The following is a 22,552-nucleotide window of genomic DNA, read 5'->3' on the forward strand; positions in this document are numbered from 1 at the left end:
TTAGATGAGATTATTTTTCGCACTGACGTTTGATCAACGCAGTAAGTCACTGCTCAAGCAAATCCAAGATAGGCTTCAACAACAAGGTATAGCAGGGCGCTATACTTGCGAAGATAATTTTCATATCACGTTGGCCTTTATCGGTGAATCGACAGAAGAAGAAACGCAGCGTCTTATTGATATTTTTCATCAACTTCGCAGTCGTTGTGAGCAGATTACCGTCGATCATCTAGGTTCATTTCGCCAAAGTGGCAGACAACTGGCGTGGTTGGGGATTAAAGATAATTTAGCGGTTACAACATTGCAAAACGAACTCATAGAGGCAATAGAACTGCATGGCTTTGTGACGGAGTCGCGTGACTATGTTCCTCACATCACACTTGCTCGCCATGTCGATCAACAAGCGTCACTTTATGCTGTCGAGATATCACCTTTACTACTTCCCATTTATTCTATCGCTCTAATGGAAAGCAAAACAGTTAATGGAAAACTCGTTTATCACGCGCTAGAAGAGGTGGTTTGCTAGTGCTTTCTATACCTCAGTTCAGCCAATAATCCATAATAGCTGAACTGATTTCTAAATGATTACCATTTTTTAGCTTGGCTTTTTCGACAGGTTTTCAGCCAGTTTCCCAGCGACAAGTTGGAACGCTTCTAGCTCTTCCTCGGACACATTTAACGTCATCTTTTGAAAGATCTCAGCATCGACGGCTTTGATCTTCGATAACACTTCATTGCCTTTCTCGGTGGTCAACAAACACTGGCTGCGTTTATCTTCTGGATTCGGTCTCTTCTCAATAAAGCCTTCTTCAATCAATGTCTTAATTAAGCGTGTGACTTGTGCTTTATCTCGGTTTAAGAAGTTCACCACATCCATTGCAGTACATGGTGACTGTTTGCTAATGATTTTTATCACCCGCACATGCATAGGCGCGATAGGGAGTTCTAGTTGCTCAATTTGCTCGTGCAGTTGACGCTTTAAGACGTGCACAAGATGGAACAGATTATCCAGCGATTTTGGATTCGACATGTAACACTCCAAACAAAAGTGGTTGACATTGTCAACTAAATAACTATAGTTGACATTATCAACTTAATTGAGAGTAACTTCAAGAGCGAGAATTGAATGACAGAATCCTTGACCATGTCGAATGAACTGACACAACCGGCGAAGACGCCACTGATTCATAAAATTGCTGTTGTATTAGGGATGATGACACTAATGGGAGGGACACTGACAGGCGTAATGACTTACATGAACGTAGGCTATTCCGATTCTTTCTTCAGCGATTGGCTGCACTCATTCTTAATGGCGATTGTCGTCCTTGTGCCAACGGGTATGGTGATGATGACGCTAATGACCAAACTGGTTGGCAAGTTATTTAGCCGAGCCAGTGAAAAGCAGAAAAACCTTGTCGTTGGTGTCTTTATGGCGCTGATTATGGAATCCGTTATGGCGTTTATCACCGCTGCTAACAACATAGGGTTTGAGGACGTATCCGTATTTGGATCTGCTTGGTTAAAAGGACTTTTCGCTGCGTTACCTGTAGCAATGGTGTTGATGACCATTACATCCATGACCATCAAACCAAAGATTGAACGCTTTCTAAAAAGCGAGTGAATATTGATTGGAGAAATGAGATGAGAAAAGACAACCACTACCGCATTACTATTGAAGAAGTAAACGTAGAAGAAGGCCGTGAAGCAAAAAGCTTGAGCTTTGAAGTCCAAGATCGCGAAGACATGTTGAATATCGTAGATAAGATCGGTCAGGGCAGCGGATTAGAACCTGCAGATGCGACACGCGTTGGTGTTGCACTTCGTCTGCTTGGTCCTGTGATGATGAAAGATCGCAAGCATCCGTTATTCGCTGATTTCATGCCGCACTTCAGAAACTTCATGCAAAATATGAAGAGTACGGTGAAACGTAATCTAGCTTAATGATAAGCTTCTGGGCGCTTTGAGTAGACTCTAGCGCAAATAAAAAGGCTGGTATCAAACCAGCCTTTTTTAGTTTAGTTACTTGGCGTGAGTTACTTACTTAAGTAACGGCTTTCTAAGTGCGCTTTAAAGTGTTTCGCGTTTAACACTTCACCCGTTGCCTGAGTCACCAAATCATCGGTCGAGAACAGGCTGCCTTTGCTCCAGATATTGTCAGATAACCAAGTAAAGATCGGCGACAGGTCGCCAGATAGAATTGCGCCATCTACATCTACGGTTTGCTGCATTGCCGCCATAAACTGTGCTGCGTACATCGCACCTAATGTGTATGACGGGAAGTAACCGAAGGCACCATCTGTCCAGTGGATGTCTTGCATACAACCATTCTTGAAGTTACCTTCTGTCGATAGACCCAAGTACTCTTTCATCTTCTCGTTCCACAGTTCTGGAACGTCTGTATGCTTGATCACACCGTTCATTAGATCGCGTTCAATCTCGTAACGTAAGATAACGTGAGCAGGGTATGTCAGTTCATCAGCATCGACACGGATGAAACCTTTGTCTACATGCGTGTAGATTTTTGACAAGTTGTCTTGTGCAAACTCAGGGCCTTCAAAGTGGTTAGAGGCCAGACGTGCTAAGTGCTCTACGAACGCTTGACTGCGACCCACTTGCATCTCGAAGAACAGCGATTGAGATTCATGAATACCCATTGAACGAGCTTCACCAGCCGTGGTGCCTGCTAGCGATTTAGGTAAACCTTGTTCGTAACGCGCGTGACCTGTTTCATGCACAATACCCATCAAAGATTGCACGAACTCTGTTTCATCGTAGCGGGTGGTAATGCGAACATCTGTTGGCACACCACCGCAGAATGGGTGAACACTTTCATCAAGACGACCATGTTCGAAGTCGAATTGAAGCAGCTTCATGACTTCCAGACCCAAGGCTTTTTGTTTCTCAGCTGGGTAGTGACCGTTTGGAAGCAGAATGTTGCTCGCTTTTTGCTTTTCGATGGCTTCATCAATCATTGATGGCAACCACGTCTTTACGTCTGCAAATAGCACGTCTAAAGATGCTGATGTTGTGCCTGGCTCGTACAATTCCAACATCGCATCGTAAGGTGATGTACCAGTAGCTTCTGCGCGAATTTGTGCTTCTTCTTGCGACAGCTTAACCACTTCAGCCCAGTTCTTTTCGAAGCCAGCCCAGTCGTCATTGCCACGTTGGGTACGCCAAGCGTGCTCACATTTTGAGCCAGCTAGCGATTGTGCTTGAACCAAAGATTCAGGTAGCAGGTTCGCTTGCTGCCAATCGCGTTTCATTTCACGAAGTACCGACTGGTCTTGTGCTGATAATGACTCTTCTTCTGCTTGAGCAAACAGATCACCTAGATGAGGTTGAGTCAAAAGAGAGTGAATATGAACCTCTAGTTCAGCCATCGCATTAGAGCGAGCTTCCGCACCGCCTGATGGCATTACGGCTGCCTGATCCCATCCTACGATTGCAGATAAATGACCAAAGTTAGAGACTTTTTTTGAATGTTCGACGAGTTTTTGAAATGCGCTCATGTGACTACTCTTTGTTATGTTCTTTCCTTAAACGCCCCAAATGGGGTCCTTGAACGTGATGTTCGAATCTCTCGACACCGATACAGAGCAAAATGCAGCATCAAGGTAATGTCGATAGAGAAGTGTGTCTAATTTACTATTTATTAACAAATAATGCAGGTCTATTGTGCACAAATTCAGGTACTTGTATAGATAACCGAGAGAAGGTTAACGATGTGAATTGTTGGCAATGATACGCAATGCATTTTAATGGACCTTGATATCGACACTCTGTGACTTTCAACGACTTAGATCACAAAAGTTGCTTGCGCATTAAACGGTTTGACGGTATTGATGTGTGATACTTAATCACTTATTAAAAAAATATGGATATTTTGAATTTTGAGGCATTCCTGATTGCCATCACTATTTTGACGCTGACACCCGGATTGGATACTGCTTTGGTGATCCGCAATACCACTCGAGCAGGGCTTAAAGACGGTTGCACGACAAGTTTGGGGATTTGTTTTGGTTTGTTTGTGCATGCGTTTTTCTCTGCAGTCGGTATTTCTGCCGTTTTGGCGCAGTCGGCAGAGCTGTTTCAGATGGTTAAAATGGTGGGCGCTGCTTATCTAATATGGCTGGGGTTGAGCAGTTTACGTGCATTGATGAAATCGAATAAAGGAATCTCGGTTTCTGAGCAAGCGCACCAAGATTACAGTGGTAAACGTTCTTTTCGTGAAGGTTTTCTTTCTAACGTGTTAAACCCGAAAACCGCCGTATTCTATCTTTCGTTTCTACCTCAATTTGTAAATCCAGAAGGATCGCCATTACTACAATCTATGATCATGGCTTCTATTCACTTTATGATCGCGATGGTTTGGCAATGTGGTTTGGCAGGTGCGCTCAATTCTGCGAAAAGTTTATTAAAAAATGCCAGCTTTATGAAATGGATGGAAGGAGCAACGGGTGCTGTACTAGTTGCCCTTGGGATTAAGCTACTTGTAGAAAAACCAGCATAATGCGCGTATTGATTCGACTGATTATTAGTTTTGTTGTTTTCCTATTTGCTGTCGGAGCGTTCGTGGCGTGGAAAACTATTCCCCAATTGCACTTTGTTGAGAAAGGAATGGAGTGGGATTGGCATTGGGAGTATTTCTTACCATTTTCCAATGGAATTCAAACCACACGCACACAAGACACAAAGCAGTTATTGCTTAGGAGAGTTTACTTGCAAGACGCGACCGCTGTTTTTGTAGGGACGACCTTAGACAACAAATTTGAAATCGATGTTGTGAATGAAGACGCTTGCGACCCTGAATCCAGCAAATGGGCGTCTGTTTCGGTTAATGGTCAACCGATGTCTCATGTGCCTATGCTGTGTGAAGCGTCGGGTGAAGGTTATATTTATCGATTTGTCGGTCCGAAGTTGAAATCTCTAGAATTTGGGATTGATGACCATTTCATTCGAGAAGACTTCCGCCTATGGCCGATTTCAGAGATAAAAGCCGACCAGTTCAAGCAACAGCATTCTACTTTTTTCAATAAACAGGGCGATAGTCAGGAACATCAATGGCTTCGTGATTAATTCATTTAGAGTTGACGTTTGATACTGAAAGAGACAAGTCATCCGCTTGTCTCTTTTTTTAGTTGTAGGTCAGTTTATGGGTTGAACCAACAAGTGAGCGGCGCGGAAGCCGAGTCGGTCTAAGACGCTTGAATCAAAATCTGTTACAACGCTGATATCACCAATTTGAAGGTGTTGAACGTGTGCGTTTTTATCCCAATTTAAAGGCGTATCTACGGCCAACTCACGACCTACATCTATCATTCCTATCTGCTGTGATTCGGCGTCAAAGAGCCCGGAAACATGAGAATAGTATGGCTGAAGTGTTGCGCCAGCCGCATACTGCATTAGGGGTAAGCCGTGATTGTGAATCGCCCAACTCCAGTCCCACCATTTCGTTTCTCCCGGAATGTAGCGATGATCCCATTGATAGCGGATGTTTTCTTTGAGTTCACTGGCGCGACCAAGCGTGAAAGTATGCGAGATTGTCGGTCTATCTTTTGGATGAGCATGCCAAGCATTACCACTGTAACGTAAGAACCCATCGAAATTGACTCGATAGCTGATGTCAGCTCGAAAACGAAACGGATAAGAGATTCTAGAATGTGAGAGCTCAATACGAATGGGGAGAATTGAGCGTGCAGGCACAGTGAGGTTTGCCTCTCTGGTTGCAGGAAGAGTACTGGTGCCAGAGGTTAAGTCGGAGAATGCCTGATTCCCTTTGACAATAAACCAAGGTGATGTGGTTCCAATGGTAGGCCATTGAAATGGGGAGCTGATATGAACAGATTGTGCAAAAGCGGAGTTATCGGTTTTAGACCAAGTTGCGGTTTGCTCTACATCAAACTGAATGTGGATTTGTTTGGCTTGATCGAGAGTGTTGATCGCATAGGCTGTAATTGTGTGTGTTGAATCTTCCGTAGATTCAGTGATGTTGCCATGTGAAAAGTAATGAGGGTTGAGCTGGTAAGCAAAGTCGCTGGCGGTGATTTTCGTTTTTTCTGAGCATCGTTCACCGTTGCATGAGCCCGCGTTGTTTCCTTGTATTTCCCAGCCATCATGTACTTGATTGACAACCATGTCTTCGCCAACAAAATTGCCCCCGTTACCACTTAACCATGCGTAGCCAAGCGTATGCGCCAAATAACTCACTGGTCGAATAAAAAGCTCTTGATTGGAGACGAGTTCATACTCAATTTCAGCCTTACTCCCTTCCGCAATAGATATACCAAGGTGCTTGGGCAATTCTGTATTTGGGTGAATAGGGTAACACCAAGTTTTATGGCTCGATTGTTCTGGTTTGATCTGGCCATGGTAGCCTGAGCCCATGATCGCCCAGCCGCTTTCGAGGCCCACAATGTCCCAGGTTTGCATGCGCGATAGAATGGCTGTTTTATGCTCTTGTGCTTCTTGGTAGGTAAGCTGACGATAGTCGGATCTACATTGATGATTTTCCAATTCGTCGATAACAAGCTGATCTGAATAGATTTTGGCTTGAGCAAAAGTGGATAAGAAGGAAAGCGCAAGCGTAATCGATAGTGGCGTACTGACGTGCAGCATAAATACAGTGTCCTTTATTTTAATGATTGAGTTCTAGTTAGCTTTTAGGCTCGTATTGCCCAAAAGCGGGCGTACTCTTTCATATAAAACAAGTCAAAAAACACTGAAAATAGTTGAAAAATAATTCTGTTATTTATCAATCTCTTGAGGTGATGAAAGTATTATTCTTATGAGGTTTTGAGTGCTTTAAAAGAAAAGCTTAAAGGTGTGAGGTTAAGTTAGTGTTGAACAATCCGTTATGATTGCTCAACGTTAGTTTCATTTGCGCTTGGAGGTTCGAATCACTAGTTCAACCACTTAATGACGTTGTCCCACAATTTTGGGTCAACGCATTTGGCATCCACGAGTTGTTTGTCCATAAAAGGTTGCTGATAGACGTGGGATTCACTCATGATACCGAGCGTTTTAAACTGACGGAAAAAGCGTAATAGCCGCATCACACGATCGATCCGCTCATCTTGATGGACACAACGATTGATGACAAAGCCAATCTTAATCTGACGAGACTTAAAGGCGTGTTTCTCGATAAGGGTATTGATGAACGGCAATGACGCATGCAAATCGATAGGCGATGGCTGCATGGGGATCACGATGTAGTCCACGTAACGCAAATAGCGCACTAAGTCGCTTTCTGAAAAGTTTGCAGGGGAATCTATCACAACGTAATCAGTGTTGGTGCTGACTTTCAACGTCACTGCGATGTTAGACAGGCTGCGCAGAGAAGGGTTATAGCTTTGGTTTGGCAGTGCCTCAATGCTATTCGCCCAACTGTTAGTAGATTGTTGTTTGTCAAAATCGACCAGCTCTACCGTATGTCCGTTATGGATGAGTTTGCTTGCCAAGCTGGCAGAAAAGGTTGATTTACCAACACCACCCTTTAAATTTAAGACAATGATTTTTTTAGCTTTTGAATAAGCAATACTGGTTTGGCGTGGTTTTACTTGCGACAGCAAACGGTTATCCCCAATTTGAAAAACTTAGGCATTATGTCTGAATGGTTAGTTAAATTGGTTGGCATTCTATAAATCGATACTCTGCCGATGCTTATTCTCGTGCTCGTTTGATTAAAAAAGCCCGCGATGGGGAGTCGCGGGCAAAGTGTTAGCGATCTTTATTGTTGTTTTTGTGTGTTATTCTGCCGCGTGGATCGTCATCTCGGCGCTGCTGAACCCAAGAGCACTTAGCTCATCAGAATCAAAGTTGCTCGTGACTTCAATATCTCCAACACGTTGGGTGTTATTTTGAGATACATCATTTGCTGAACGCGCTTGAAGGCCAAGCGGTGTTGCTTTACCGATTTCGATTGTTCCTGCGTATTGTGACTCTGCGTAAAAATCACCAGACACGTAAGAATAGAACGGACGTAAACTTGCTCCAGTTGCATACTGCATGCTACTCAGTCCGGCTTCACGAATGGCCCAGCTCCAATCCCACCATTTCACTTCACCTGGGATGTAACGATGATCCCATTGGTAGCGGATATCCGAAGATTTTTCGCTGCCGCGTCCCATCGTAAAGGTATGGCTACGATAAGGGCGGTTGTCTGGATGAGAGTGCCATGCATTACCACTCCAGCGTAAAAAGCCGTTAAAGTTTACGTCGTAGCTGATGTCTGCATTGAATCGGTAAGGGTAGGAGATAGTGGAACGATAAAGCTCGACACGCACAGGCAATTCGGAATTCGCGGGTACCATTGGGCGAGCTTGTAATGTGACTTGCTCGCTGGTGGATGCGCCATTGGAATTTGAGAAGCTTTGATTCGCTTCAAAAGTAATACTCAGTTTGGTATTGCCAACCAGTGGCCACTTAAATTCATTTTCTGTTTTAACCTGTTGAGCGAACCCATAGCTATTGGTTTTCGACCAGTTAGTTGATTCATCTAATTTAAGGTCGACAACGATCTGCTGTGGCGTGTTGCTGTAGTTTCGAGCTGTTGCAGAAATTGTTTTCACCAATTCTCGTTCGGATTCAATGACCTCTCCATGCCAAAAGTCTTTGTCATTCAGTGTGTAAGTAAAGTTATTGACCGTGATTCTGGACTTCTCTCCACAGCGGTAGCCACTACAAGACCCATTGTTATTACCTTGGATGACCCAGCTATCACCAACGCGGTCGACTTTCATGTCTTCACCCACGAACTGACTGTTATTGCCACCAACCCATGCATAGCCGAGGTAATGAGCGAGGTAACTTAAGGGACGAACGAAGTTGCTACGGTCGGTCACTAAATCGTATTGGACGTCGATTTCACCGCCTTCAGGTACGGCGCGTGCCGCGTATTTGGGGATTTCAGATTGCGCTTCATCTGGGTAACAGAAGGTTTTGCCATTCGGTAAATCTTGTTTGATTCTTCCGCTGTAACCCGGGCCCATGATCACCCAATCCCCTTTAAGTCCGGTAATTTGCCATTGACCCATACGTGATAGTAAGGCACTTTTTTGTTCTTCTGCCTCATATCGGTCGAGTGGACGATAACCGCTGCGACATACGTCCTCACCCAGCTGGTCTAGTACGATTTGGTCGGGGTAGATCTTTGCATATGCACCACTTGCGAAGGTAGAAAGGATAGCGGCGGACAATAAGCTAATGTTGATGTTTCGCATGAACGTTCCCTTATAACTGTATTTTTATTTGTGTTATGAGCCGCGATTTAGCGGACAGGCTTACTGTTCCATGCTGATAAGATTGATAGTACTGAAAATAGTTGAAATATTATTACCCATACAATCAGCTGGTTATGTTGTTTCATTTGTCATTTCTCAGTCGATGACATCGATTGCGTTTATATTTTCATGAAATGGAAAATGGATTGCTCCAACCATTTTGAAATTAGAATAATTACTCATGATTAAGTGAAATAAACGAAAGGATAACTAAATTTGGATTTATACGTTTTTAACGTAATTGAGTTTATGATTTATATCAGGTAAGACTAATTAAAGCGTTGGGGTTAAACAATGAAATCAGTAGAAAGTTCAATTAGAGTATTAGTAAATGGTAATTTCAGAAAAACTGTATTAGGAAAAATGAATTTAAAAAGCCAATAGTTGAGTGCTTTGTATCGAAATATTATCAATGAAGTGTACTTATTAAATTATCTATTACCGCTTAGCGAGAAGCTTTGTTCGTCCAGTCTGTTTATCTCTAATAAGAGAGAACACCTCATTTTGTAATAGAACTTCTATATCAAAATAGATAGGATCATCGTTTAATACTAGATAGGGTGAAAGAAATGAATCGTTCAAAGCAGGGCGGATTTCTTGTACGGAGAGTAGATTCATTTTACCAGAGACAGAAAGACTCGAATCGGAATAGGGTCTTGATTTGCCTTTAAAGCTAAGAATGATTGGGTTCGACATCGATTCATCTTGCAGCGATACAATATGAGTGATGATACGATGGTTTACCCGCGTTAAGCCATCAATCCGCACGGTATGCTCATGAGGGAGAATATCAACCACGCTATGGTGATAGCGTCTATCTTCCATATCGTGATAGCAAGGTAGACTCCAAGCGCCAAGAAAGACCAAACATGAAAGGGCAATAGCGATAAACGGTTTCATCGGTTTTCCTCTGCAATGAATTGAGCGATTGTCTCTGAAGCTTGCTCAAACTGCGTTTGGGTATAGAACACATTGATCGATTTTCGTGTTTGTTTGTTTAACCAAGACATCTCGGAGAACTGGTCATTTTCTTCAATGTAAACGACACAAACGCACTGATGTTTCGTCAGCAATTTTCCAAGGCGAACCGATAACTGCGTATTAGGATCGGTGTAGACCTCGAGCATCCCGACAGAATGCTCCTTCAGCGCGTTGTTACGCTGTGGATGATTGTACTTACTGTGAAACTTACTCGCCCCAACCAAGCTCGCAGCAAACAAAATGCCAAGAGACAAGATGTAACACGCTAGGCTTTTGTAGTTCGATTCATGTTTGATAGTGGGAGTGAACGTTGGCGTGTCTTCCCGTATAGCTTCAGTTGTTTTAACGGAGGGAGTGACTGCGATTAAGCATTCGTTGAGCAGTACACCTTTGACTAATCGATACCCAATTTTCGGGACAGTAACAATTGGTGATTCTCTCACTCCCACTTTAACAAAGCCTTGTCTGAGAACACTGATACTTTTTGCTAATGACGTTTCACCGATATATTCGTTTCCCCACGCATATTGTACGATATCCTGTTTCTTAACGACTTCGGGGGATTGGTCGAGCAATAACGTGAGAATCTGTGACTCGCGATACCCAATTTTTATCGTAATATCACCATTAGAAAGCGTGTTTTTTATAGGGTTATATAAGATCATATGATTATTTTTGTTTTTATTATAAAGCGAAAGAGACGAGTAGAAAGGAACCACTCATCTCTGTTATATGAATAAAGATTAAAATTAGGTCACTTTTATTTTTATGGTTTTAATAGTTAGCTACCTATTGATAGAAGAAACCATAATCATAGTAAAACATCAACTTTGTACCATGTTAATCTTTCATTTAGTGATATAGCTTCAATGAAAGAGCCAAAATAATCACACAGCAATAATATGGTTTAGGAGTTACTAAATAACATTGATGATGACATTTAATTTAATATTGTCACACATGTCATTATAAGTTTAATTATATGATAACTTGGTGGGAATTATTAGCCGAGTGGAAAATAAAAAGTGAAGAGTTAAATAGAATGAAAAGAATAACGAGGAAGGGGTATATAAAAAAGCCCGCTGAGTCAGCGGGCTTAAAGTTTCTAGCTTGGATTATGCTTTCACTGCATCAAAATCGTCCGATTGAGATGACGGCTTGAAGAACAGTTTTGTTTCTTCCAACACCACATGGCGCAGAGCAATCAAACCAATCAGGTTAGGAATTGCCATCAGGCCGTTTACGATATCAGCCAGTAGCCAAATCATATCAAGGTGAAGGAACGCACCAGATGCCACCAAACCAACGAAAATCAGTTTGTATGGAAGCACAGCTTTGGTACCGAATAGGAACACAACGCAACGCTCACCGTAGTAGTTCCAACCAAGAATGGTGGTAAATGCGAAGAACATAAGACCGATAGACACCAGCATTGGGCCTAATGTTTCGGCGTTCAAACCAACGGCAAATGCGTGTGTTGTCATCGCTGCACCTGCAAGGTCACTTTGCCATGCACCCGTAAGGATCAAAGCAAGACCTGTCATGGTACAAATGATGATGGTATCGAAGAAGGTACCCGTCATTGAAATCAGACCTTGTTTAACACAAGAGTCCGTTTTCGCTGCTGCGGCTGCCATTGGCGCACTACCCAAACCTGATTCGTTTGAGAATACACCACGTGCGATACCAGATTGGATTGCCAGCATAATGCTTGCACCCAAGAAACCACCCGTTGCTGCGGTTGAAGTGAATGCAGACACCAACACTAACTCAACTGCGTTTAGCAATTGGTCTGCGTTCATGATGATCACACTCAAACACGCTAGCACATAAAATAGCGCCATTGCAGGAACCACTTTACCTGCTACGCTTGCAATCGACTTGATACCACCTAATGTAACGAAAGCCACCAGTAGTGTCAGGATAAAAGCTGACAGCCCGCGGTCTACACCGAGAGAAATCTCACTTGCATCAAGAATGGCATTCACTTGTGGGAAGGTGCCGATACCAAAACAGGCAACGCCCAATGCAAATACCGCGAACATGATAGCTAGCGCTTTCGAGCCAACACCATATTGCAGGTAGTACATAGGACCACCAATCATTTGGCCTTTGTCGTCAACTCGACGGTATTTCACGGCAAGAAGACACTCAGCGTATTTGGTAGCCATTCCGAATAAAGCGGCAAGCCACATCCAGAATAGGGCACCAGGACCGCCGAGTTTGATTGCGGTTGCAACTCCAACGATGTTACCTGTACCGATTGTTGCAGATAGCGCTGTACATAACGCTGCAAAGCTAGAAACGTCACCCTGTTTATCAGATGACTTATCTTTACTGAATACCATCGCTAACGCAGTTGGTAGGTGCTTAAATTGGATCAAGCCTAAGCTAAAAGTGAAGTAAACACCGGTACCCACGAGCAATAGTAGCAGTGGTGGACCCCAGACAAAGTTATCAATGGTTTGAAGTAAAGATTGTAGGTCGTTCATGATTTCCCCTTAATAAAACAACTAATAAGGAGAAGAGGGAAAGGACAAGATCAAGGATCTCTAATAGAGCCAAGCTATTTAAAGTAGGCGGGAACGCCAAATAGTCAGGTTGTTACTTTCCACTCCTCTGTCCTTTTGCCTGAGAGTTTCACCCTACACAAATGTGTAAGACTTGCTCCTTCGGCGACCGATTTAACGGTTCTCTCCAGAGGTTCCTCCAACTACAGTCCCCGCTACCTAAGTAGCACCTGAAATAGTTAATTCTTCGGCGAGTTACGCTAACTAAATGTTAATATTTAGTTAACAACCACTCTCCTGCAGTCTTCATCGGAACATTTACTCAACAAAATGAGTAAAGGTTAGTTAATGATGCTGGTCATCATTAACGTGTGAACTCTATCATGTTTTTTTACCATTTCAACACCCAATTGCAGATTTATTTTCAACACATTATGCGGGTTGGAATAGCATCAAAGTCATAGTCGGACGATTCTTGAACGAAATGGTTTCCTAGCGAGGGCATTTAAGTGGTCAATGGCCGGTTAAGCCCCTATCAGTTTGTTCAATGTGGTATTGGTGAGGTGATGATAAGTTGTTCAAGATAGGAGATTAATTTGATCAAAACGGGAGCAATCACTTTAAAATCTACGCTATGTTGACCGTATGCCTCGTAGAAATAGGTTACAATGAATTTTTGCGAGACTGTCTATGGAATCAGATAGGTTCTCATTATTGGACAAGGAGGCAGTATGACCAGATTATTAGCCATTGCGGTATTGGTCGCGTTAGCATTCGTGTTATTTCGTTACCGTACCAATGAAAAAGTCCAAAAAGCGACCGTTATTACATTGATCGGTGCATTCTTAATTTATACCGCATCAATCATGATAGCGGAACTCACTCGCTAGCGAATCAAGTAGAGTCCTCGGAGTAAGATACAGTGACTTCTCAAAACAACATTGAAGATCAAGACGAAGTAGTCGTCATTGAGGAGCGCGATAAGCGTACTCATTTTTACATCGGTATTGCCGCTGTGCTAGGCCTCGCTTTTGGTGGTTTAGCCGGTTCTGTTCTAACGGCAAATAAATGGGAATCGACTTATCAAGTATTAGAAGCGAAATACCAAGCACTTGTGAATGACAAGTCTGACTTGGTGTCTCAAGTAAAAACACGTGAAGCAGGTTTAGATAAAGAAATCGACGCTAAAGTCGCTACTCTTCTAGCTGAGAAAGAAGAAGCACACAAGGCTGAACTAAATGCGCTGCAAGAACAACTGACAGAAGTTGAAAAAGTGAACCTGTCTCTTGAAGCACAAGTAAAGCAGCAGATGGATAAGCTAAGCTCGACCAAAACGGAGAATGATAAGCTGAACCGTCAGGCTGACATGCAAGCTACGATGTTCGAGCGTTCGCGCGAAGTATTCAAAAAAGAAATGCAGATTTCACAAGATCTGGATGCCCTTGAGAAAGAGCGTAAATCGTTACTCCCTAAGATTGAAACGCTCAAGAAAGAGTGTGATGTTTTCTTAGAAGGTAAGTCGTGGGATGTAAAATCTGATGCTTGTGATAAGCACGACGAAGCAAATTCTCGCTTAAGCCAAATTGACCAGCTGATCGAGGTCCATAAAATGGATTTGAAACAAATTAAAGAGATTACCGAAGATATGGGGTTGTAAGACCGTATCGAGAATCTTGAAATTAAAAAAGGAGCTCAATGAGCTCCTTTTTTAATGCGCAGCTACCAAGGTAGCTATCAGATGCGAGACGCGTCGTAACCCGACGCCAGTAATAATTCACGCTCGTGCTTAATGAGCTTCGCACGATCTTCAATCAATTCATTCAGTGCTTGAGAAGGTTCGCCCGCGAGCGCTTTAAACGAATCAAAGGATTCAGCGGTCTCCACCTTATCAATCATCGCGCTGATCACGTTGCGTGCTTCACAAGGGTTACTCTCCGTTGTGAAGTATTCAACTTGTTTTGCCGCGGTTTTCATCTCTGTGAGCAGTTCAAGTGGGCTGCTTTCTTTTGCTACGGCCATGTAGTTATCAAGCACACGCTTCGCATACAACAATTCTTTCAGTGGAATATCTCGACCACTTACAATTAGCGACTCATTAAGGATCATACTTGAGCTCATTGGCATTCCTTTTTTATCAATAATTCAAACTTTTTGGGCATTGGCTTGAGTCTAATTTATTGAAGTCTGAATGGGAATGCCTAAAAAGCACATTATTAAACGTTTTTCTGATTATTTACGCCTTGCTAGTGAGTAAGTACGCAAATTGCGTGTTGGGTAGAATCTTCAGAAGATAGGTCAGTCAGGTGCTCTGAGTGTTCGATTGTTTTCTGAGTGCATCAAATGTGGGTGTTATCTGTTCTCAATATTCAATATTAATTCATGAAGAAGCGACCCGGCGTCACCCCAAAGCTATGTTTGAATAGATGATTAAAAGCACTCACGCTGGTAAAGCCACACTCCAGAGCAACGATGGTAACTGGGAGGTTTTGCGCCAACAACGTCAGAGAGAGGAACAACCTTGCTTGTTGACGATACTCGATGAAAGACATGCCAACTTCATTGCGAAACAAACGGCTCAAAGTGCGGCTGCTGACGTTAATTTCCTCTGCCCATTGTTTTAATGAACGATTATCCGCAGGCTCATCCAGCAGTGAGTTACAAACCTGCCCAAGTTTGGCATTGTTGGGAAGAGGGATTTGAATGGACGCTTGCGGCGCGACTTTCAACTGATCCAACAAAACCAGAACTATACGCCAATACGGCTCTGTGCTGGCTTGGTCGGCCGGTTGCTCAGAAAGGTGAATGATCATCTCACGCAGCATTGGTGACACGTTGAGAACATCACTCTGGTTTGGCAGCTCAGTATCGATACTTGGCAACAAGTAGACGTTTTTCATTGCCGCATCGCCATACATATACACCTTGTGGTTCTCATGCGCCGGGATCCACACCGCTCTTTGAGGCGGAACCACCCATAGCTGAGATTCTGTCTCGACCGCCATCACACCACTGCTGGCGTACACCAATTGGTTGTGCTTATGGCAATGCCAATCAATCACGTGTCCATTGGGATAGTGCTTGGGAATGACCACCGCTTCTAAGCAATTGATCCTGTCGTCCAAACTGATGGCTTTGACGTTTTGGCTCATTTTAGCAATAACCTGTCTTGATAGAGTCTATACGCCAAATGCTAGCCAGATAAACTGAGCTTGTCATTAATTAGCTTTCCTTTATTTGGTTTGGAGTCGAGATGAACCGTTCCTTTCACGCAGGTGTCCTCAATGTGGGGCATGCGCTTAATCATTACTTCTTGCTCATTTTTCCTTCTGTCGTACTAACGCTGCATAAAGAATGGGACATGAGTTACGCGGAGCTGCTGCAAGTAGGAAGCGCAGCCATGTTGGTTTATGGTGTGATGTCCCTACCTGCAGGTTGGCTGGCGGATCGTTGGAGCCGAAAAGGCATGATGCTCGTGTTCTACTTTGGGATGGGCACCTCTGCGTTACTTACCGCTCTCGCGCAAACGCCATGGCAAATGGGATTGGGGCTTTGTGTTATAGCCTTGTTTGCCGCGATTTATCATCCCGTCGGTATCGCACTTATCTTCAGCTCTGCAAATAAAACAGGCAGGGCTATTGCAGTAAATGGACTAGCAGGTAACTTAGGTTTGGCGTTTGCTGCAATGGGAACCGCTTTGTTGTGCCAGTGGTTCTCTTGGCAATCCGCATTTTATGTTCCAGGTCTTGTGTGTGTATTTACTGGCGTTGTGTACTGGTTTGCATCGAAAGGTGTTACTGATATCGAACATGGAAAAAATATACGTGACGACGTAACTATGCCTTTGCGACAACTCAAAGCGCTGTTCGCTTGTGCTGCGGTGGTTGTCTTCTTCGGTGGTTTGGTCTTTCAATCTACGACGACCTCGTTACCTAAAATTATGGACGCACAATTTAGCCAATCATTGAGCCTTTCAAGCACATTAACTACATCGATTTTTGTTTGTGCCGCGTTTATTCAGCTTGTTGTGGGTGAACTGCTCGATCGCGTTGATATCAAGAAGCTCCTCGCCTGTATTGCTGGTGGGCAACTGTTATTCCTTTTATTGGCGACAGTTACTCATGAATGGTCATTGGTTCTTGTGTTTGTTGGTTTGATGCTGTGTACATACGCGCAAATACCAGTGAATGATTGGCTTATTGGCCGTTATTCCGATGTGAAATGGCGCTCGAGAATCTACGCCGTTAAGTACACATTAAGCTTTAGTACTGGACCTATCGCGTATTGGCTTATCGCAGCGACTTATGCTCATACACAAGAGTTTGTATTGATGTATTTCATCCTCGTTGGTGGGATGGGGATAGCACTGTTGAGTGCAACGTTAATGCCTTCGTTAAGCAAAAGAAAAACGGATAGCACCGCATTAGTAAAACAATGATACAAAAAGGAGCGCATGTTGCGCTCCTTATCTTTATCTAGTTAGTTACTTTAGAAGAGTACCAGTCGTTTTGATAAGCCTTAGAGGCAAACAAAGCGTTGGCCTTAGCGCGTTCAATGATAGCTGGGTCCACTTCAATAGGCTTCATCGTTTGGTTATCGAAGTTGTATTGCATGGTCGATACCTTTTCGCCCGGCGAGAATACAACGAGATTGTCTCGGGTTAAGTAACCAAAGTTCTTGTCGTATTGCATCATGGCACGTTCGTCTTTGCGTGCGAGAGGCTTAGTAAGATCACGGCCAATCATCGGCGTTTTCGCATCCACACCAATCAAAGAAAGTAGCGTAGGTGGCATATCTAGGTTATTAGCAATACGGTCGTCTTTACGTGGCTTAATGTCTTTACCAAGAATCAATGCTGGGATGTGGAAGTGTTTTACAGGCACTAAGTTAGCACCGGATACACGGGCATCGTGGTCAGCAATGATGATGAAGACCGTGTCGTCCCAGTAAGATGATTTCTTCGCTTTATCAAAGAAAGTACCAATCGCGTAATCCGAATATTTCACCGCATTATTACGCGTCATGTATTCAGAGTCGTAAGGCTCGATTTTACCTTCTGGATATTCGTATGGGCTGTGGTTACTTGAACTGAATACTAAGCTGAAAAAGGGCTTGTCGGTATTAGACAGGCGTTCAAATTCTTGGTCTGCTTTGGTGTACAGGTCTTCATCGCTCACCCCCCAAGATCCAACAAACTCTGGATTTTCGTAATCTTTCTCTTCAATGATTTGATCAAAACCATTGCCGAAAAAGAAGGTCTTCATGTTGTCGAAATTCGCTTCACCACCATAAATGAACTCAGTGTGGTAGCCGTTGGCTTTCAAAAGGTCTGCGATAGTAAAGAAGTTCGTCTGGCTTTTGCTTAGTTTTACAACTGCACGCGATGGTGACGGTGGGAAGCCTGTCGTTACTGCTTCAATACCACGAACAGAGCGAGTTCCTGTTGCGTATAGCTGTGTAAAGTTCCAACCTTCAGCCATAAGCTTGTCGACATGGGGCGTGAGTGGTAATCCTCCTAGTTCTCCCACAAACTGAGCTCCTAAGCTTTCTTGTAGCAAGATGACTAAGTTCTTTGGTTTACCTTGATAGGTCGCTTCATTGCTGTTCATTGTAGGAAGAACTGAAGGATCAAAGTTTGATTTCGCGGAAGAGGAGCGCACAAGTTCTAGCATCTTCTGGTTATCCATTTTTCCATAGAACTGCTCTGCGCTTCTCTCTGACTTCATGTTGTTGACAGCAAACAAGAGAGAGTAAGAAGAATTTAGTGTGAGATCGTTCATCAACGGGTCGTTAGAAAACGCTACCATTGCGGGGTTTAGAGGGCGATGACCCAAAGAAGAACGCGCACCCGTGACACCAACCAAAACGACAAGAATGGCAAGGATAGGTCGCCATTTCCAGCTTACTTGCTTCGCGTTGTCGGTTAGTTTCTTGCTCCATTTCCAACCAAGGAAAAGGGTAATTGCCGTGCCTACAGCACCAATGAGCAGCTCTAATTTGTAGCCAGTCCAAAGCATGCTGAACACTTCTTTTGGATAAATCAGGTATTCAACAAACAAGCGGTTTGGGCGTAGGTCGTACTCTTGAATAAAGGGTGCGGTTGCCAATTCCATGTAAACAATGATCCATAAACCTGCGACCATCCAGCAACGTAATACCCATTTCCAGCATGCGCCGACCTTTCCTTGTACAGGTAATAGCGAAGAAAGTAAGCCCGGAAGGATGAATAACCAACAGATGGTGGCAAAGTCTACGCGTAGGCCCTGACCAAGAATATAAATAAGGTCGTTAAAAGATTCGATTCGGTCAGAAAGCCAAATGGCAAGTAAAATCCGCGAAACGGAAAGAAAAGCAAGCGAAAATAGCGCAAATACAGCGATGGGCTGCAAAGGCCCAAATGTGGGCTTCTTCATAAATATTCCCTAATTTACTGATGTAACTGATTTTTATGGCGTGTCTTTTATCAAATAAAACGTGAAGTAAGTGTGAAATATAAGGTTTATTTATAAATTTAATTGTAATGATTGGTACGGCTTTGTAAGAGAGGGTAGTGCCATACGGCGTACGTAGTTCAGTCTGTTGTCGTAAAGTGCGTGATAATCACAAGCTTGATTTCTATGGATTTCTTATTTAGGGTATCTGTATGAACTATTTAGCGATTTCTATCTCAACGAACTGTTGTTGTTGCACTTCTAAAAATGTGCGGCGGCTTTCGTGTAGCTATTAGTTAGCAAAAGATCATACAGACATATTAAAGGCCGCCGATGTTTTCATCCGCGGCTTTTTTGCATTTAAAGGAATAACAATATGAGTCAGTCAAAATTACAATTATTCAATACACTGGGGCGCACCCTTGAGCCGTTCAACACCATTAAATCAGGTAAAGTCGGTTTGTATGCATGTGGTCCAACGGTGTATGACTACCCGCATGCAGGGAACTTGAGAACCTACCTTTTTGTTGATGTGCTCAGGCGCACGCTTGAGCTCAACGGTTACGACGTAAACCACGTTATGAACATCACGGATGTTGGGCACTTGGTGTCAGACGCGGATACCGGTGAAGATAAAATGGAGAAGGGTGCGAGAAAACAGAATAAGTCTGCTTGGGAGATCGCAAAGTATTTTGAAGACGCGTTTTTAGATGATCTTACTAGCCTCAACATCACTAAGCCTTCCATCATTTGTCGCGCTACCGAGCACATTCAAGAACAGATTGAATTCGTCCAAGAGCTTGAACAAAAGGGCTTTACCTATCAAACCTCCGATGGCGTTTATTTTGATTCGGCCAAGCTTCCAGATTACGGAAAACTTGCCAAACTGGATCGCGAGGGATTAGAAGCAGGCATTCGCGTCGAAATGGCAGAGAAAAAGAGTCCAACCGATTTCGCACTCTGGAAGTTTAGCGGTGACACACCAAGACAAATGGAATGGGAAAGCCCTTGGGGAGTTGGCTTTCCGGGATGGCACATTGAATGTTCTGCGATGGCAGAGAAATACCTTGGGGAAGTGTTCGATATTCATGTTGGTGGGGAAGACCATATCCCAGTTCACCACACCAACGAAATTGCCCAATGCCAAGCAAAGAATGGCCACGTTCAAGCAAATTACTGGCTGCATGGCTTCTTCCTCCAATTGAACAAAGAGAAGATCTCTAAGTCCGGCACGTCACTTCGTCTTGAAGCCTTCATCGATAAAGGCTATGACCCGCTCGCTTACCGTTACTTGGTGCTGACCAGTCATTATCGCAGTCATTTGAGCTTTACGTGGGAGAGCTTGGATGCGGCACAAACGGCTCTAAAGCGCCTGAAAGCGAAAGTGTCGGCACTACCAGAAGGTGGCAAAGTCGACCAAACATATATTGAGCGTTTTATGTCACTCATCAACAACGACTTAGCCATGCCACAAGCGATGGCATTAATGTGGGAGTTGCTTGGAAGTGCATTAAATGACGCGGATAAAAAAGCAACGGCACGCTACTTTGATCGTGTGTTTGGTTTGGAGCTTGATAAAGTAGAAGAAGAGGAAATCCCTCGCGAGATCTTGGAATTGGTAGAGTTGCGTTTGCAAATGAAAAAGCAGAAGGAATACCAACAAGCTGACGAAATCCGCCAGAAAGTTGCCGAACTCGGTTATAGAATCAACGATGCTGGTGATAGCTCAACGGTAAGTAAACAAGGCTAGCAAGCTGAAAAACAAAAAGGCTCACTGCGATAGTGAGCCTTTCTAATTGAAACGATAAACGCTCTTGTCGCTATTGAATCGCTAACTCAGGGTGCGAAGCCGTATTCACTTCTGCGGTTTGATTGTACTTCTTAATCACCAGCGTCAAGCGAATCAGCATTGCAATTGCTGCGATGGTTAAGCCGGTCACGATACCAATCCAGAAGCCTTCTTCACCCATGGCTGGAACGATTTCATCCGTGATACCCAGCAACATACCCAGTGGAAGCGCCAAGCCCCAGTAAGCAAGAATCGCCAGAATCATCGGAATCTTAGTATCTTTATAGCCACGCAGAGCGCCGTTCGCAGACGTCTGTAGCGCGTCACTGAACTGGTACATTGCAGTAAACATCAACAGAGTAGCCGCCGTTGCGGAAACTACCGGATCTGTAGTGTACAAACGAATGATCCACTCTGGGAACAGCAGGAAGAAGCCGACTGAAATCAGCGACAGTAGCGCAGCAGTAATAATACCCACCAAACTACGGTGAGAGGCCATTTCAAGCTTTTGTTCACCCAATGCATGACCAACGCGAATCGTGATACCAAAGGAAAGACTCATTGGGATCATGTACGTCATGCTAGAGATGTTCAGTGCAATTTGTGCCGCGGCAACGTTCTCTGCACCGATACGACCAATCAATAGCGCAATCACCGCGAAGATACTGCCACAAACCGCAATGTTCAAACCAATCGGCATGCCGAGTTTGAACAGCTGTTTTATTTCTTGCCATACTGGTTTTAGCTCAGCGAAGTGCAGAATGTTTTTGTAGTGGTGATGGCTCTTAATATAGCTAAACAGCAGGGCAGACATCAGCCAGTAAACCAAGCTTGTTGCCCAGCCACAACCAACCGCGCCCAATGCAGGCATGCCGAACTTGCCATAAATCAGGATGTAGTTAACTGGGATGTTCACCAACAAGCCGATGACAGAAATCAGCATCGGAGCTCGGGTGTTATTCATCCCTTCACAGAAACCATTCAGCGTATAGAAGAGCGCAATACCTGGAACACCAAACGCTAATGCGACAACATAATCACTGGCAATAGGAATGATCTCAGGAGCAACGCCTAAGCCAACGAGAATGGTTTCACCAAGTAGCAAGTAAACAATCAAGATGGCACTAACAAACGCGGATAGCCACAGCATCTGAATGAAAGAGATACGGATGTTATCTAAACTTTGTGCGCCGCGGTGGTAAGCAACGACAGGCGTTAATGCCATGATGATGCCGCGAAGCAATAGCGAAACGGGTAGCCATAAACTGGTGCCAAGCGCGATCGCAGCAAGGTCGGCTGCACTTACTTGGCCTGCCATTGTGGTATCGATAAAGCCCATCGACTGAGTTGCGAGCTGCATCAAAATGATTGGGATCGACAGGTGTAACAATGCGCCCGATTCTTTAAAAAAACGAGAAAAAGAGGAAGGTGTGTTTTGCATGGATGTAGTTAAACACCAATATCAATGCACCAGTGGAAGCAGGATGGCGTTGTGCATTGTAGGGTGTGCCGCGTAGGCAGGCGCAATATACGGACTTTTGTTCTGCCATTCAATATGTAATT

Annotated in this window: 21 protein-coding genes and 1 riboswitch; of the genes, 9 read left to right on the top strand and 12 right to left on the bottom strand. The window is 43.8% G+C overall.

Annotation, left to right across the window (positions count from 1 at the left end):
• Window positions 1-4 precede the first annotated feature (4 nt).
• Window positions 5-526, top strand: a complete 522-nt coding sequence (thpR, locus tag C1S73_RS01340; protein ID WP_038872351.1) for an RNA 2',3'-cyclic phosphodiesterase — start codon at window positions 5-7, stop codon at window positions 524-526.
• Window positions 527-595: 69 nt separating this feature from the next.
• Here the strand turns inward: thpR and C1S73_RS01345 are convergent, their stop codons facing one another.
• Window positions 596-1,030: a MarR family winged helix-turn-helix transcriptional regulator gene (locus C1S73_RS01345; RefSeq protein ID WP_038872355.1), complete on the bottom strand. Its 435-nt coding sequence runs from the start codon at window positions 1,028-1,030 to the stop codon at window positions 596-598.
• A gap of 96 nt (window positions 1,031-1,126) precedes the next feature.
• On the opposite strand from C1S73_RS01345, the gene C1S73_RS01350 reads away from it, so the two are divergent.
• Window positions 1,127-1,621 carry a DUF2798 domain-containing protein gene (locus C1S73_RS01350; protein ID WP_038872358.1) on the top strand — a complete coding sequence of 165 codons (495 nt, stop codon included), beginning with the start codon at window positions 1,127-1,129 and terminating at the stop codon, window positions 1,619-1,621.
• A gap of 20 nt (window positions 1,622-1,641) precedes the next feature.
• Complete coding sequence (locus tag C1S73_RS01355) at window positions 1,642-1,941, top strand: DUF3861 domain-containing protein (RefSeq protein ID WP_020197642.1); 300 nt, start codon at window positions 1,642-1,644, stop codon at window positions 1,939-1,941.
• A 92-nt stretch (window positions 1,942-2,033) separates the two neighbouring features.
• Here C1S73_RS01355 and C1S73_RS01360 read toward each other — a convergent pair whose 3' ends face one another.
• Window positions 2,034-3,512 carry a carboxypeptidase M32 gene (locus tag C1S73_RS01360; RefSeq protein ID WP_038872362.1) on the bottom strand — a complete coding sequence of 493 codons (1,479 nt, stop codon included), beginning with the start codon at window positions 3,510-3,512 and terminating at the stop codon, window positions 2,034-2,036.
• A gap of 365 nt (window positions 3,513-3,877) precedes the next feature.
• Between C1S73_RS01360 and C1S73_RS01365 the strand changes: the two genes are divergently transcribed.
• Both C1S73_RS01365 and C1S73_RS01370 read left to right on the top strand, forming a co-directional pair.
• Entirely contained in the window at window positions 3,878-4,513 is a 636-nt protein-coding gene (locus C1S73_RS01365; RefSeq protein ID WP_038872365.1) for a LysE family translocator, read from the top strand.
• Window positions 4,513-5,079 (top strand): hypothetical protein, encoded by a 567-nt coding sequence (locus tag C1S73_RS01370; RefSeq protein ID WP_038872368.1) that lies wholly within the window; start codon window positions 4,513-4,515, stop codon window positions 5,077-5,079. Before C1S73_RS01365 ends, C1S73_RS01370 begins: the two co-directional genes overlap by 1 nt.
• A 69-nt stretch (window positions 5,080-5,148) precedes the next feature.
• Here the strand turns inward: C1S73_RS01370 and C1S73_RS01375 are convergent, their stop codons facing one another.
• From C1S73_RS01375 to C1S73_RS01400, 6 genes are all read right to left on the bottom strand, one after another.
• Complete coding sequence (locus C1S73_RS01375) at window positions 5,149-6,618, bottom strand: aerolysin family beta-barrel pore-forming toxin (RefSeq protein ID WP_038872369.1); 1,470 nt, start codon at window positions 6,616-6,618, stop codon at window positions 5,149-5,151.
• Between the two features lie 284 nt (window positions 6,619-6,902).
• Window positions 6,903-7,571: a ParA family protein gene (locus tag C1S73_RS01380; protein ID WP_038872371.1), complete on the bottom strand. Its 669-nt coding sequence runs from the start codon at window positions 7,569-7,571 to the stop codon at window positions 6,903-6,905.
• A 177-nt stretch (window positions 7,572-7,748) separates the two neighbouring features.
• A complete protein-coding gene (locus C1S73_RS01385) occupies window positions 7,749-9,221 on the bottom strand; it encodes an aerolysin family beta-barrel pore-forming toxin (protein ID WP_038872373.1) in 1,473 nt (490 codons plus the stop codon).
• Window positions 9,222-9,719: 498 nt separating this feature from the next.
• Complete coding sequence (locus C1S73_RS01390; RefSeq protein WP_038872374.1) at window positions 9,720-10,181, bottom strand: hypothetical protein; 462 nt, start codon at window positions 10,179-10,181, stop codon at window positions 9,720-9,722.
• The gene (locus C1S73_RS01395; protein WP_038872473.1) at window positions 10,178-10,927 is read right to left on the bottom strand and encodes a winged helix-turn-helix domain-containing protein; all 750 of its coding nucleotides are present in this window, start codon (window positions 10,925-10,927) and stop codon (window positions 10,178-10,180) included. The genes C1S73_RS01390 and C1S73_RS01395 overlap by 4 nt, the downstream gene beginning before the upstream one ends.
• Window positions 10,928-11,377: 450 nt before the next feature.
• Window positions 11,378-12,754, bottom strand: coding sequence for an alanine/glycine:cation symporter family protein (locus C1S73_RS01400; RefSeq protein WP_038872376.1), 1,377 nt, complete (start codon window positions 12,752-12,754; stop codon window positions 11,378-11,380).
• 117 nt (window positions 12,755-12,871) lie between these two features.
• Window positions 12,872-12,973: riboswitch (glycine riboswitch) on the bottom strand.
• A gap of 530 nt (window positions 12,974-13,503) precedes the next feature.
• On the opposite strand from C1S73_RS01400, the gene C1S73_RS01405 reads away from it, so the two are divergent.
• Both C1S73_RS01405 and C1S73_RS01410 read left to right on the top strand, forming a co-directional pair.
• The gene (locus C1S73_RS01405) at window positions 13,504-13,662 is read left to right on the top strand and encodes a hypothetical protein (protein WP_010447828.1); all 159 of its coding nucleotides are present in this window, start codon (window positions 13,504-13,506) and stop codon (window positions 13,660-13,662) included.
• Window positions 13,663-13,694: 32 nt separating this feature from the next.
• Window positions 13,695-14,429, top strand: a complete 735-nt coding sequence (locus tag C1S73_RS01410) for a chromosome partitioning protein ParA (RefSeq protein ID WP_038872379.1) — start codon at window positions 13,695-13,697, stop codon at window positions 14,427-14,429.
• Between the two features lie 77 nt (window positions 14,430-14,506).
• On the opposite strand, the gene C1S73_RS01415 is transcribed toward C1S73_RS01410, so the two are convergent.
• On the bottom strand, window positions 14,507-14,890 hold the full coding sequence (locus C1S73_RS01415; protein WP_038872381.1) for a hypothetical protein: 384 nt from the start codon (window positions 14,888-14,890) through the stop codon (window positions 14,507-14,509).
• Window positions 14,891-15,144: 254 nt separating this feature from the next.
• Window positions 15,145-15,921, bottom strand: coding sequence for an AraC family transcriptional regulator (locus C1S73_RS01420; RefSeq protein WP_038872383.1), 777 nt, complete (start codon window positions 15,919-15,921; stop codon window positions 15,145-15,147).
• A gap of 101 nt (window positions 15,922-16,022) precedes the next feature.
• Here C1S73_RS01420 and C1S73_RS01425 point away from each other — a divergent pair, with 101 nt between their 5' ends.
• Window positions 16,023-17,207: an MFS transporter gene (locus tag C1S73_RS01425; RefSeq protein ID WP_038872384.1), complete on the top strand. Its 1,185-nt coding sequence runs from the start codon at window positions 16,023-16,025 to the stop codon at window positions 17,205-17,207.
• A gap of 37 nt (window positions 17,208-17,244) precedes the next feature.
• Here C1S73_RS01425 and C1S73_RS01430 read toward each other — a convergent pair whose 3' ends face one another.
• Window positions 17,245-19,182: an LTA synthase family protein gene (locus C1S73_RS01430; RefSeq protein ID WP_038872386.1), complete on the bottom strand. Its 1,938-nt coding sequence runs from the start codon at window positions 19,180-19,182 to the stop codon at window positions 17,245-17,247.
• A gap of 394 nt (window positions 19,183-19,576) precedes the next feature.
• On the opposite strand from C1S73_RS01430, the gene cysS reads away from it, so the two are divergent.
• Window positions 19,577-20,950 (top strand): cysteine--tRNA ligase, encoded by a 1,374-nt coding sequence (gene cysS / locus C1S73_RS01435; protein ID WP_038872388.1) that lies wholly within the window; start codon window positions 19,577-19,579, stop codon window positions 20,948-20,950.
• A 70-nt stretch (window positions 20,951-21,020) separates the two neighbouring features.
• Here the strand turns inward: cysS and C1S73_RS01440 are convergent, their stop codons facing one another.
• A complete protein-coding gene (locus C1S73_RS01440) occupies window positions 21,021-22,430 on the bottom strand; it encodes an MATE family efflux transporter (RefSeq protein WP_038872390.1) in 1,410 nt (469 codons plus the stop codon).
• Window positions 22,431-22,552 lie beyond the last annotated feature (122 nt).

It is taken from the genome of Vibrio jasicida 090810c, assembly GCF_002887615.1.
GTDB lineage: Bacteria > Pseudomonadota > Gammaproteobacteria > Enterobacterales > Vibrionaceae > Vibrio > Vibrio jasicida.